The sequence below is a fragment of the Actinoplanes derwentensis genome, from assembly GCF_900104725.1.
Taxonomy (GTDB): Bacteria; Actinomycetota; Actinomycetes; order Mycobacteriales; family Micromonosporaceae; genus Actinoplanes; species Actinoplanes derwentensis.
In genome coordinates, this window is record NZ_LT629758.1 from 5,157,612 (window position 1) to 5,170,722 (window position 13,111).

Genomic DNA, 13,111 nt, shown 5'->3' on the forward strand with positions numbered 1-13,111 from the left:
TATCGATCTAGTCAACATGCGTTTGGGAGCGCTCCAAGTTAAGCTTCGGAACGGAACACGATCGGAGGACGGCCCACCATGCTGATGGCCCTGCTACTCGACGCCGCCAACATCATCGGCGGGCTGCTGCTCGCCATCCCGATCCTCGGCCGCTTCCCAGCCGTCGCCCGCGTCACCGGGCACATCGCCCGCTGGCAGTGGCTGGTCGGCATCATCGCCCTGGTCGCCGGCGGCTATTACCTGATCGTCCACCTGATCTCCGGCCCGCGCCTGTTCCACTTCGAGGTGGTCGGCATAGCGGTCGGCGTGATCCTCGCCTGGGACCGACTGACCGGCAAGAAGCCCCTGGTCCCGGCACCCGCCACCAGCGCCGGCGGCAGCTCGTCACCGGGGATCGGCTGGCCCTCCGCCGGCGCCCCGCCGGAGCACAGCACCGCCACACCCCCGGCCACCGCGCCCGCCGACCTGTCCGGTCCGGCCCTGCTCATCGCGGTCTTCGGCATCATCGCGATCATCGTCGGACTCCAGGGCCTGTTCACCCCCAACTGATCAAGCCGTCCTTCGACGGTCACCGGGTCCAGCGGCGCCACTGGCTCAGGGTCGGAAGTAGGTCGCGCTCGCGGGCGTCGGCCATCAGGCGGATCCACATCGACTGGTAGCCGGTGTCGAAGACCGGCGCGGTCAGGCCCACCTCGAAGAGGGCCCGAGTCGCGGCGGTCGCCTGAACCGCCATGCTCATCTCCTGGGCACCGCGCTGCCGGCGCGGGTCGCCGGGGCCGTCGAACGGGAACGTCACGATCAGGGCCACCAGTTCGTAGTAGTCGCCGAACGCGAGCATCCCGGTAGCCGTCGCCAGATAGCGGACGTGGGTGGACTCCCCGGTGTCCGGGGGTTCCGCGCACAGCACGGCGACGGCCTGGCGGCGCATCCGCTCGGCGTGCCGCAGTTGAAGAGTGCGCAGGTCACGGCCGGTCGGGGTGGTGGCGAGACGGGTGGCGTCCGGGCGGTCGACGGCCCGCAACTGGAGCAGGTGGGGTTCGCTGAGGTCGTCGAGGAGCACGGCGGCGATGCGGGTGATCTCGGTGTCGGCGAGGGCGATGTCACCGGCGATGCGTGGCTCCCGGCCGGCGATGGTGGCACGAAGCTCGGCGACCGCTTCGGCCCGCCCGGCCGGCCCGATCGTGTCCACCAGTGACTGCAGGCTGCGAGTCGTCCAGAGCGCCATTTACAAACGGTACGTCCACATTCGAACACCCGCCACGCACACTGTTGACGGTTCGCAGCAGCGGGTAACTGTCCGGTTCTCGGCATTGACCCACCGATACTGCTCGATGAGGTGCATTCTGGATCACCATGGATGACGTACTCGTGGTGGGTGGCGGCATCGCCGGACTGGCGCTGGCCCGCGCGCTGCACCGCCTGGACGTGCCGGTGACCGTCGCCGAGCGCGGCACCGAGGACTCCGGCCTGGCGCTCAACCTGCCCGGCAACGCGATAGCCGCGTTCGCCGCCCTGGGCTTGGCCGAGGACCTGCAGAAGCTGGGCCGCCCCACCACCCGCCGGGAGTACCGGACCCGCCGCGACCGGCTGCTGTTCACCGTTGACGAGGACGCGTTCTGGGGCCCCGAGGCCCGCCCGAGGTGCGTCCGCCACGCCGAGCTGCTGACCCTGCTGGCCGAGGGCCTGGACGACCGGATCCGGTGCCCGCTGGAGGTGACCGAGGTCCACCCGTCCGGCCGGGTCACATTCCAGGACCAGACCCAGCGGCGGTACGGGTACATAGCCGGAGCCGACGGCATCCACTCACTGGTCCGGGCCACCGTGGACCCGACAGCGCCGCCTCCCGTCGTAGGCCCCGCCGGCTGGCGTTTCCTGGCCCCGAACCCGGGCATCGACTGCTGGACCCTGTGGTCCGGCCGGGACGCCGCGTTCCTGCTGACGCCAGTGGACGACTCAGAGGTCTACGGCTACGCCACGACCACCGCCCCGACCGGCTTGCACGAGACGTTCGCGAGATTCCCGGCCCCGGTGCGACAGACCCTGACCACCGTCACCGACCCGCTCCCGTCCCCGGTGCGACAGATCCGGACGACGACCTGGTCCACCGGCCGCTGCGCCCTGGTAGGCGACGCGGCCCACGCGACGGCCCCGTTCTGGGCACAGGGAGCAGCCTTGGCGGTGGAGGACGGCCTGGTCCTGGCCGACGTCCTGACGACGTCCCCGTGGGACGAGGCCGGAGCCGCGTACACGGCCCTACGCCAGGACCGCATAGCCCAGGTACGAACCGCCACCGCCCAGTTCACCCGAGTGGCAGCCCTACCCCCGTGGTTCCGAGACCTCTTACTGCCGACGCTGGGGCCCCGCACTTACCGTTCCACCTACGCCCGCCTCCGCCACCCGTTCCCCACCCCGTGAGGTTGTCCGCCGGCCCCGGAACAGCCCCCGCGGGTTCATCTCATGGGCTGTTCTCCGGCGGAGGCATCCGTCGTGAGGCCAACCGATGGCAGACACGAAACGGCGGCCCGCTGATTCAGCGGGCCGCCGTTTCGTAAAGCCTGGATCAGAGCGGGCGAATGTTCTCCGCCTGCGGGCCCTTCTGGCCCTGGGTGACGTCGAACTCCACCTTCTGGTTCTCGTCGAGGCTGCGGTAGCCGCTCGACGCGATCGCGGAGAAGTGGGCGAAGACGTCGGCGCTGCCGTCGTCGGGGGCGATGAAGCCGAAGCCCTTGTCAGCGTTGAACCACTTCACGGTACCTGTAGCCATGTTCTGCTCCTTCGCAGGCTGATGGAGGCCGCACTGTGCGGACCCACACGCCGCTGCGTTGATCACCCGCGTCGGAACCGACACCAAAAAACGAAAAGCGCCTGGATCGGGGCAACAGATAACCCGAACAGGCGCCGAAAACGTCTACGGAAATCAAAACTGCAACGAGAAGAACGTACCACATCATCGCCTCGATGCCGGCGACCAGAGGGCAGATTAGGTACTCGGCGGCTGACCGGCTACGGTTGGCGTACCGACGCGGGGTGGAGCAGCTCGGTAGCTCGCTGGGCTCATAACCCAGAGGTCGCAGGTTCAAATCCTGTCCCCGCTACTAGCAAGTAGTGCCGGTCAGAACGCGGTTCGTCTTCATGGCGGACCGCGTTTTCTATCTCTGTTCGGGCATAGTCCGGGCACTCTCGAACGCCTCCACCACCTCCTGCGATCTCGCGGCCGGATCGACGTCGAGCACGATCCGGCGCGACCAGTCGAGCGCGGCCTCGTGCCTGACCTTCACCGGCGGCACGATGGCCCGCACCGACGAGATCAGCGGCGGAACCCCGGTTAGGACGAACACTGTCGCCTGCGCCGGCTGCCAGCCGAAGCTCGCGGCCAACGACTTCCCAAGCCGGCCCAGACGGTCCAGCCCGCCGTTGGCTGAGCTCACTGATTCCGGCACGGAGATCGACCAGTACGACGTCAGCACCGACCCGGGTCGCCAGTTTGGACAGGGCCGTGCCGAGAACGTAGGGATCCCGATCGGAGGTGAGGAGGTCGACCGGCTCGATGCGGGGTGGCGTCAGAAGGCCTTGGCGACGGCGCGCGGGCATGATGAGGATCCGGTCCAGCTCTTGATTCGCGAGGAACTTGGCGCCGAGGTCGATCGCCTCGTTGTACTCGTCATCGACGCTTCCATGCACCAATGCCAGGAAGTCTTCATAGGCGAAGTCCATGCGCATGCCCTGCGCGCGTCCACCATCCAGGTGATGCCGGGTGCCTCCAGATCGCCGTCCACGAGCAGAACCCGGCGTCCGCTCTCGCTGAGCCTTCGAGCCACGGCCACACAGTGCAGGGTCCGCCCGACTCCGCCTTTGAACGAATGGAAGACGCAGATGTCCAGGCCCTCGGGGAGACTCTCGGTGGGAGCGGGCAGTGCGCGTCCGATGTCAGCCGTGACTAGTCGATCCCTCCAGCGAGGTGTTCGTACCTCACGCGGTTGCTCACTGGTGGGCTCGATCGTCACGGTGAGAACGCGTTCTCTGTCGGACCGATCGAGCACGAGGGCTTCGAGGGACTGGTCGGCAGTCAGAGGACCGAACGCCTGCCGAAGCCAGGCCCATACCGCGGCATCTTCCGTGCCGGGCAGAACGAGGATGCGTACCGAGTCCCAGTAGGCACTGACCTCCGTCAGCCACGACGGCCATACCTTCATCCCTGCCAGCGTGGCGAAATGCTGCTCCACGTCGAGCCATGTGAAGAGATGGTCGGGTGCGGGGGCAGCGTCACGACAGTCCCGTCGGAGGTCATCGTCCAAGTTCCTTCCGGCACCATTCGATCAACGAGTCCAACCCTGCCACGAATGCCTTCTCCGTTGTAGGAGAAAGGCGGGCACCATATCGCCAGGCCTCGTGGACCTGGCTCGGCGCGAGCCGTTGAAATGCCGAGTCCCTCGTCTCGCACGGACTGATGCCTCGTGTCTCGGCTGGCGAGAGCCGCAACTCCAGCGCGAGCGCACGAAGATCATGGCTCCGCAGACGGTCGGGCAACTGGGCAGTCGAACGAGCACTCATACGGGTGAGGATCGCGGCTTTGAGACCGCACTCGACCGCATAGAACCGAAGCAGGTAGAAGCCAGCGTTATCGCCATGTCGGCCGGACTGGCAGAGCAGGTGAAAACTTCCCCGAAACGCCGACGTCGACTGACACCGTGGGATTCTACCGTAGCCCACAGTGATCAGTTCACAGTGGATTACGGCTGTACCCCGCTCAGGGCAGCGAGCCCGAATGTGCTGGATCCGGTAACGGCCCTGGCTGGCGATGTCGACGGCGCGGTTCAGGGCCTCGGCGAAACGGTCGTCGATCGCCACGGATTCGTCGTCGCCGACCCGGCCGACAGTGCCCTCGGTGCGGAGGCTTTCCGGCAGATGCTCCGAGCCAGGGTGCTGGGGTTGATCGACGTGGGACGAAGACACTGTGGAGGCGGTGGTGGCAGACAAGTTCTTGACGCGGGGGCTGTGAGCGCTAACACTCTGGCAACACCCCCGTTACGCGCCACCGGTCGGGGACGGTGTGCGCGGTCGTCCTCGGCTGGGAGAACCATGCAGATGAGCAGGCGTCTCGGGCGCCGCAGAACCTTAGTGTTGACACCCCTCACCGCGCTGGCCATGTTGGCCGGCACCTTGACCGCACCCCTGACCGCGGCCGCCGCCGATGACGGGCTGGTCCTCTGGTACAAACTGGACGAGTCGTCCGGGGCCGTGGCCAAGGACTCGTCCGGCAACGGGCGGGACGGCACCGTCGCCGGCACCCCCACCTGGGCAGGTGGGCTGGGGCTGAACGGCACCGACACCTACGTGAAAGCGCCGGATGACCTGCTGAAATCGCTTGACGCGATAAGCGTGAGTTTCGACGTCAACATCGACGCTTCGCAGGCCACGCCGTACTTCCTCTACGGCTTCGGCAACACCGACACGGCTACCGGATACGGCAACGGCTACCTGTTCGCGACCGGCAACGGCTTCCGGAACGCGATCTCGACGGGCAACTGGTCGGGTGAGCAGAACACCCGCCCAGCGGACGGCCACAACCTGGCCCGCGGCACGTGGAAGACGGTCACCTACACGCAGTCCGGCACCACCGGCACGCTCTACGAGGACGGCGTCGCGGTGGCCACCAACACCGCGATCAGTGTCCTGCCGAGCGCGATCGGCAGCGGTTCGACGACCGCGAACTACTTCGGCAAGTCGAACTACACCGGTGACCGGCTGTTGAAGGGCCGGCTGCGGGACGTCCGCGTCTACGACCGGGCGCTGTCCGGCGGTGAGGTCGAACAGCTGGCCGCGAACACGAACGAAGCGGCCGTCGAAGCCGACGTGGCGGCACTCGACCTGGGCGACGTCAGTGCGCTCACCGCTGATCTGAAACTGCCGGCTGCCGGGACGTACGGCTCGAGTGTCACCTGGCGCAGCAGCGACGGTGACGTGATCAGCGACGCCGGGAAGGTCTTCCGGCCGGCGGCGGGCGAGCCGGACGCGCACGCCACGCTGACCGCGACGCTGGCCCGCGGCGGCCGAACCGGCACCAAGACCTTCGAGGTGACGGTCAAGGCGGCCTTCGACGACGCGGCCAATGCGGAGGCCGCGGTCAAGGCGTTGACGATCAACAACCTTGCGGACGTACGCGGAAACCTGGCCCTGCCGCAAGCGGCGACGTGGGTTTCGAGTGAGCCGTCGACGATCAGCAACACCGGTGAGGTGCACCGCCCGGCCCACGGCGAGGAGGCGAGAACGGTCACGCTGACGGCCACGGTCACCTACGGCACGGCCAGCGCGAGCCGTGACTTCACCGCCGTCGTCCCGCCGCTGCCGAAGCAGGAGCCGTATCAGGGCTACCTGTTCAGCTACTTCACCGGCGAGGGTTACGCGAACGGTGAGCAGGTCTACAACGCGCTCAGCAACGGCAACGACCCGCTGAGCTGGCGCGAGATCAACAACGGCAACCCGGTGCTGACGTCGACGAAGGGCACCGAGGGTCTGCGGGATCCGTTCATCATCCGGTCGCCGGAGGGCGACAAGTTCTACCAGATCGCCACCGACCTGAAGATCTACGGCAACGGGGACTGGGACGCGTCACAGCGCTCCGGCAGCAAGTCGATCATGGTGTGGGAGTCCACCGACCTGGTCAACTGGACCGATCAGCGCCTGGTCAAGGTCTCCCCGGACACGGCCGGCAACACCTGGGCGCCGGAGGCGTTCTACGACAAGAACATCGGCGCGTACGTGGTCTTCTGGGCGTCGAAGCTCTACGCCGCGTCGGATCCGAACCACACCGGCAGTTCCTACAACCGGATGATGTACGCCACCACCCGCGACTTCCGGACCTTCAGTGAGCCGAAGGTGTGGAAGGACCCCGGCTACTCGGTGATCGACTCCACGATCGTCGAGCACGACGGGGTCTACCACCGGATCACCAAGGACGAGCGGAACAACTCGTCGGACTCGCCGTGCAGCAAGTTCCTGATCCAGGAGAAGGCCACCGACCTGCTCGACCTGAACTGGAGCCTGGAAGCCGAGTGCATCGGCTCGGGTGCTCTCGCTCGTGGTGAGGGTCCGCTGGTCTTCAAGTCGAACACCCAGGACAAGTGGTACCTGTTCATCGACGAGTACGGCGGCCGGGGCTACGTCCCGTTCTCGACGACCGACCTGGACTCGGGTGTCTGGACTCCGGAGCCCACCTACAGCCTGCCGTCGCGTCCGCGGCACGGCACGGTGCTGCCGGTGACGGCCGCCGAGTACCAGCGGATCTCCGCGAAGTACGAGGAGCCGCCCACTCCGGCGCAGGGCCTGCGGCTGCGGTACCAGTTCGACGAGACCAGCGGCACGGTCGTCCGGGACACCTCCGGCAACGACTTCAACGGCACCTACGTGAACACGCCCGCGTGGGGCACCGGGGTCCAGGACGGCTCGTTCAAGATGTCCGGTGGGAACTACGCGACCATCCCGAACGGGGTGCTCAAAGGCGCGAACGCGGTGACGGTCTCGGTGTGGGCCAAGTGGACCGCGTCCACCACGGTCAACCAGTGGATCTACAGTCTCGGGCCGGACAGCAACAAGTACCTGTTCACCGGGCCGCGCAACGGCAGCAACGTGCTGTTCTCGGCGATCACCGCCGGGTCGTGGCAGGCCGAGTCGAAGCTGTCGCACAGCGCCGCCCTGCCGGGTGGGAGCTGGCAGCACATCGCGGTCACCGTGGACGGGGCGAACGCGGCGATGTACCTGAACGGGACGAAGATCGCGAGCGCGGCGGGGGTGACGGTCAAGCCCTCCGATCTGTATGACGCATCGAAGTCCTACAGCGGTTACATCGGTCGCAGCCTTTATGCGGCGGATCCGTACTACGCCGGTGAGGTCGACGACTTCCGGATCTACGACACGGCTCTGCCCGCCACCGAGATTCTGGAGCTTGCCGGGCGTACGACATCAATCGGTGGGGTTGCTCTCGAGGCTCTCAAGGCGGAAGCGATCATCGACGACACCGCGGGCACGGTGAAACTGCCGGTCCAGCCCGGAAGCGATGTCACGAAGCTGGCGCCGGAGTTCACCCTGGCCAAGGGCTCGGCGATCAACCCGGCCTCCGGAACCGTGCGGGACTTCAGCAAGCCGGTGACGTACGAGGTCACCGGCACCGACGGCGCGAAACGGACCTGGACCGTCAGCGCCCTGGTGATGAAGAGCCCGATCCTTCCCGGACTCAACGCGGACCCGAACATCTCGGTCTTCGGGGACACGTTCTGGATCCACGCCACCACCGACGGGTTCGACGGCTGGTCCGGTACGCAATTCCACGCCTGGTCGTCGAAAGATCTCGTCAACTGGACCGACCACGGAGTGATCCTGGACCTCGGGCCGGACGTGACGTGGGCCGACAACAGCGCGTGGGCGCCGACGATCGCCGCCAAGAACGGCAAGTACTACTTCTACTTCTCGGGTGGCCTGGCCAGTGGGAACACCGGCAAGCACCTCGGTGTGGCGGTGGCCGACTCCCCCGCCGGGCCGTTCACCGACCTGGGCCGCCCACTGGTCCCGGCCGGCACCTACAGCGGGCAGATGATCGACCCGGCGGTGTTCACCGACGACGACGGGAAGTCCTACCTGTACTGGGGTAACGGCAACTCGTACCAGGTCCCGCTGAACGACGACATGATCAGTTTCGACCCGGCGCTGGTGAAGACGTACAAGCCCACGAACTACAACGAGGGCAGCTTCGTCATCAAGCGGAACGGCGTCTACTACTTCATGTGGTCGGAGAACGACACCCGCAGTGCCGACTATCGGGTGGCGTACGCGACCGGCACGTCCCCGCTCGGGCCGTGGAGCGACCGGGTCGGCGTCATCCTGCAGAAGGACGCGTCGCTGGGCATCCTCGGCACCGGTCACCACTCGGTGGTCCAGGTCCCGGGCACTTCCTCCAGCAGCCAGGACTGGTACATCGCCTACCACCGGTTCGCGATTCCCGGCGGCGACGGCACGCACCGGGAGACCACGATCGACCGCCTGGAGTTCGCCGCCGACGGCTCGATCAAGCCGGTCGTGCCGACCCTGGAGAGCATCGACCCGGTGACGATCGTGTCAGCGGGACCGGACGCCGGCGGCACTGAGGGCAGTTCCATCGCCCTGAACGGAACCGTCTCCAACACCGCCAACCGGGCCACCTGGACGGTCAGTGGGGCCGGCTGCGTGATCACCGATCCGCACGCCGCGAAGACCACGCTGACCTGCGCCGACAATGGGACCTACACGGTCACGCTGACGGCCGGGCGCAGCACGGACTCGGCGACGATCACGGTCGTCAACGCGGCGCCGGCGGTCACCGTGCCGGGCGGCGGGCACCCCGCCCCGAACGCACCGGTCGCGATCAAGACCGAGATCGTGCACCGGCTTCCGGTACGCGACGCCGGCCGCGACGTGCTCACCTGCACGGCCACCTGGGGCGACGGCGGCACCTCGAACGGGACGGTCACCGCCGGGGTGTGCACGGTCAAGCACAAGTACACGGCTCCGGGACTCTACCGGCCGTCGGTGACCGTGCGTGACGACGACGGCGCCTCGGCGCGCGGTGTGCTGCCGTTCGTGGCGGTCTACCAGCCGAAGGCCCGGTACCTGGCGGGCAGCGGCTGGACCGGGAAGACGGACTTCGCGTTCGTGGCCAAGGCCGGGATCAAGACGCCCGGAAAGGTGTGGATCCGGCTGCCGGACGGCCGGGTGTTCGACTCCACCGGCATCACGTCGGCGCTGCTGATCGGACCGGTGGCGACTGCCGTCGGGCCCGGCACGATCGACGGCACCGCTGGCTACCGGTTCCAGGTCAGTGTGCTGAAGCAGGGCGTGCTGATCAAGGTGTGGCACGCGAAGAGCGGCAAGCTCGTGCACCAGGTCCGGGCGAAACGCCTGGACGGCGGCGGCGTCGTCGCCTGATTCCAGTGGATGTCAACGGGGGGCGACCCTCGTTGACATCCACTTCGCTAAATGTTTACGTAAACATCCGTCCTCAGATGCAAGGGACTTCGATGAAGTTACGAGCTCTGCTCGCGACGGCGGCCCTCGCCGTCACGGGTCTCGCGGCCCCCACGGCAGCCACCGCCGCGGCCGCGACCACCACGATCACCATCGACCCGACGTACCGCGGGCCGGAGTGGGAGGGCTGGGGCACCAGCCTCGCCTGGCTCTCGCACGCCACCGGCGGCTACCCCGACGAGATCCGTAACCGGCTCGCCGACCTGCTCTTCAGCGACGACGGGCTGAACCTCAACATCGCCCGCTACAACATCGGCGGCGGCAACGCCCCGACCGTGCGCTCCTACCTGCGGCCCGGCGGCGACGTCCCCGGCTGGTGGCAGGCGCCCGCGGACTACACGCCGGCCGACAAGGACTGGTGGGACCCGGAGAACCCGGCGCACTGGAACTGGGACGCCGACGCGAACCAGCGCTGGTGGGTGGACCGGATCAAGAGCGACGTGGACCACTGGGAGACGTTCAGTAACTCGCCGCCCTGGTTCCAGACCGTCAGCGGCTACGTGAGCGGCGGTTTCGACCCGACCACCGAGCAGATCCGGCCGGAGACCCTCGACGACTTCGCGACCTATCTGGTGCGGGTGACCGAGTACCTGGAGCAGCAGCACGGCATCACGGTAGACACCATCGAACCCCTCAACGAACCCAACACCAACTACTGGCGTACGACGCTCGGGGCCGACGGGCAGCCCACCGGTGGCCGGCAGGAGGGCGCCCACGCCGGGCCCGCACTGCAGGCCGCGGTGATCGAGGCACTGACCGAGGTCGCGCCGGACCGGGCCATCGCGGCGCCCGACGAGACCAACCCGGGAACGCTCGTCACCAACTGGTACGGCTACACCCAGGCCGCCCGGGACGCGGTCGACCGGATCAACGTGCACACGTACGGCACCGGGCGGCGCACCAGCGTGCGCGACATCGCCAAGGCCGAGCAGAAGCCGCTGTGGATGAGCGAGATCGAGGGCAGCTGGGGCAAGGACTTCACCAGCATGGACTCGGGCCTCGGGATGGCCCAGCGGATCATCGACGACCTGCGGGAACTGGAGCCGTCGGCGTGGGTGCTGTGGCAGCCGGTCGAGGACGCCAAGAACATGATCGCCGAGGGCAACCTGCAGTGGGGGTCGATTCACGTCCCCTTCGACTGCGTCAAGACGGACACGCTGCAGACATGTCCGGTCCAGACCAACACCAAGTACGACACGATCCGGAACTTCACCCACTACGTTCGCCCCGGCGATCACCTGGTGAAAGTCGACGGGACCCGGAGCATCGCGGCGGTCTCCGCCACCGGCGCTACCGTCGTGCACACCAACCCGGCGACCACCGACGAGAGCGTAACGCTCGACCTGTCGCGATTTGATGCGACGAGAACCGCGTCGGTGACTCCGGTGATCACCAGTGCTGACGGAAAACTGGTCCCCGGTACTCCGGTGCGGCTGAGGGGCAAGAAGGCCACGCTGACCGTTCCCGGACAGTCGGTGACCACCTTCCTGGTCAGCGGCGTGACCGACCCCGGCGCCACCCACCTGGCCGCCGACCACACCTACCGCCTCGAAGGCGTGGCCAGCGGGCGCTCGCTGACCCCGGCCGGCACCGGCGTGGCGATCCGCACCAACAGCACCACCGCCGCCGACCAGTTGTGGACCGTGCAGCCGGCCGGCTCCGACCGGTACCAGGTGATCAACGCGGCGAGCGGGCAGCGGCTCGCGGTCCGCGACGGGGAGGCCGTCACGGAGACGGCCGGTGCCGTCGACGACGGGGCCCGGTGGGTCTTCTCGACCACCGGCGACGGCACGTACACACTGGTCAACCTCGGGGGCCGGCGGCTGCTGGACGTCAACGGGGAAGCCACCGCGGACGGCTCGCCGGTCGGCACCTATCTGCCCACCTCGGCCGCGAACCAGCGATGGACGCTCAAGGACGAGACGGTGGGGCGTACCGAAACCGCTCTCGCCCACACCGAACCCGGCCTGGCACCCGCGCTCCCGGCGACCGTGACCACTGTTCTGCCCAGCGGCGAACGCCGCGCCCTGCCGGTCACCTGGACCCGGCCGGCTGCGTCGAAGTGGCGCAAGCCGGGCACCGTGCTGGTGCGCGGTACCGCGACCGGGGTGCTGGGACAGGCCGTCCCGGCCACCGCGAAGGTGACCGTCGACGTCTTCACCACGACCGTCCCCGGCCGGGCCAAGACCTGGCCCGGCGGGCAGCCGGAACTCCCCGCCACGGTGACCGCTCTCGGACGCCACGGCGGTGAGGCCACCGTGCCGGTCGTCTGGCAGCGCACCGAATATCCGGCGCTGGGCGTGGTCCCGGTGTCCGGAACCGCCACCGTGGTTCCCGGTCGGACCCTCCCGGCTACCGCGCGCGTTCAGGTCACCGAGCCGTCCGAAGGCCTCGCCGACGGGGTCGCGGTGACCGCGTCGTTCACCGAGGGCGGCTACTCGACGGCCGGTCTCACCAACGGCAACCTCACCGACAAGGCCTGGTCGAACTGGAAGGGATCCGGTCGCAACCCGGCCGAGACGCTCACCGCGACCCTGCCCGAGGGGTCGTCGGCCGGGCGGGCGGTGCTGCACTTCTACCGGGACAACGCGTCCGGGGGTGGCATCGCCACGACCGTGCAGGCCGGGGTGCCGTCCGCCGCCGGGTGCGAGCTGACCGGGTCGCCGATCACGGTCACCTCGACCGTCGTCGACATCTCCCTGGCCGCGCCGGCCGGAACGTTCTGTCTGCGGCTCACGCCGACGCCGGACGGGTACCTGACCGTGTCCGAGCTTCAGGTCTACGCCCAGGCGCCCGGGGTCGGCACCGACGCCACCGCCGCGGCGATCCTGGTCGACGGCAAGCCGATCCGGGGCTTCGACCCGGCGGTCCACACCTACCGGGTGCGGCACAGCGGGCGGGCGGTGGTCACGGCGACCGCGACCGACCCGTACGCCTCAGTCGGTGTGGTCGTGCGGAAGACCAGCCGTGTCGTGACCGTGACCAGTGAGGACGGCGCCAGCCGGACGGCTTACCGGATCAACCTGGCCTGATCGGATCAGCCCGTTCTGCCTCCGGC

General features: G+C 68.2%; 9 protein-coding genes and 1 tRNA gene. 5 read left to right on the forward strand and 5 right to left on the reverse strand.

Annotated elements, in window-relative coordinates; translation table 11 throughout:
- Nucleotides 1-78 precede the first annotated feature (78 nt).
- On the forward strand, nt 79-549 hold the full coding sequence (locus BLU81_RS22820) for a hypothetical protein (RefSeq protein WP_231954709.1): 471 nt from the start codon (nt 79-81) through the stop codon (nt 547-549).
- A gap of 19 nt (nt 550-568) precedes the next feature.
- Here BLU81_RS22820 and BLU81_RS22825 read toward each other — a convergent pair whose 3' ends face one another.
- Entirely contained in the window at nt 569-1,225 is a 657-nt protein-coding gene (locus BLU81_RS22825) for a hypothetical protein (RefSeq protein WP_092546532.1), read from the reverse strand.
- A gap of 128 nt (nt 1,226-1,353) precedes the next feature.
- Between BLU81_RS22825 and BLU81_RS22830 the strand changes: the two genes are divergently transcribed.
- The gene (locus BLU81_RS22830; RefSeq protein WP_092546533.1) at nt 1,354-2,415 is read left to right on the forward strand and encodes an FAD-dependent monooxygenase; all 1,062 of its coding nucleotides are present in this window, start codon (nt 1,354-1,356) and stop codon (nt 2,413-2,415) included.
- Between the two features lie 145 nt (nt 2,416-2,560).
- Here the strand turns inward: BLU81_RS22830 and cspE are convergent, their stop codons facing one another.
- Entirely contained in the window at nt 2,561-2,764 is a 204-nt protein-coding gene (gene cspE / locus BLU81_RS22835; RefSeq protein WP_092557501.1) for a transcription antiterminator/RNA stability regulator CspE, read from the reverse strand.
- A 257-nt stretch (nt 2,765-3,021) separates the two neighbouring features.
- Between cspE and BLU81_RS22840 the strand changes: the two genes are divergently transcribed.
- Nucleotides 3,022-3,095: transfer RNA gene (locus BLU81_RS22840), tRNA-Met, on the forward strand.
- 54 nt (nt 3,096-3,149) lie between these two features.
- Here the strand turns inward: BLU81_RS22840 and BLU81_RS22845 are convergent.
- From BLU81_RS22845 to BLU81_RS48505, 3 genes are all read right to left on the reverse strand, one after another.
- A complete protein-coding gene (locus BLU81_RS22845) occupies nt 3,150-3,377 on the reverse strand; it encodes a hypothetical protein (RefSeq protein ID WP_157751744.1) in 228 nt (75 codons plus the stop codon).
- 183 nt (nt 3,378-3,560) lie between these two features.
- Nucleotides 3,561-4,193: an AAA family ATPase gene (locus BLU81_RS52100; RefSeq protein ID WP_373873352.1), complete on the reverse strand. Its 633-nt coding sequence runs from the start codon at nt 4,191-4,193 to the stop codon at nt 3,561-3,563.
- Between the two features lie 91 nt (nt 4,194-4,284).
- Complete coding sequence (locus tag BLU81_RS48505; RefSeq protein WP_157751746.1) at nt 4,285-4,977, reverse strand: hypothetical protein; 693 nt, start codon at nt 4,975-4,977, stop codon at nt 4,285-4,287.
- A 144-nt stretch (nt 4,978-5,121) separates the two neighbouring features.
- Here BLU81_RS48505 and BLU81_RS22855 point away from each other — a divergent pair, with 144 nt between their 5' ends.
- Both BLU81_RS22855 and BLU81_RS22860 read left to right on the forward strand, forming a co-directional pair.
- Nucleotides 5,122-9,954 (forward strand): family 43 glycosylhydrolase, encoded by a 4,833-nt coding sequence (locus BLU81_RS22855; protein ID WP_197686352.1) that lies wholly within the window; start codon nt 5,122-5,124, stop codon nt 9,952-9,954.
- A 92-nt stretch (nt 9,955-10,046) separates the two neighbouring features.
- Nucleotides 10,047-13,085 carry an RICIN domain-containing protein gene (locus tag BLU81_RS22860; protein ID WP_092546537.1) on the forward strand — a complete coding sequence of 1,013 codons (3,039 nt, stop codon included), beginning with the start codon at nt 10,047-10,049 and terminating at the stop codon, nt 13,083-13,085.
- Nucleotides 13,086-13,111: the final 26 nt, after the last annotated feature.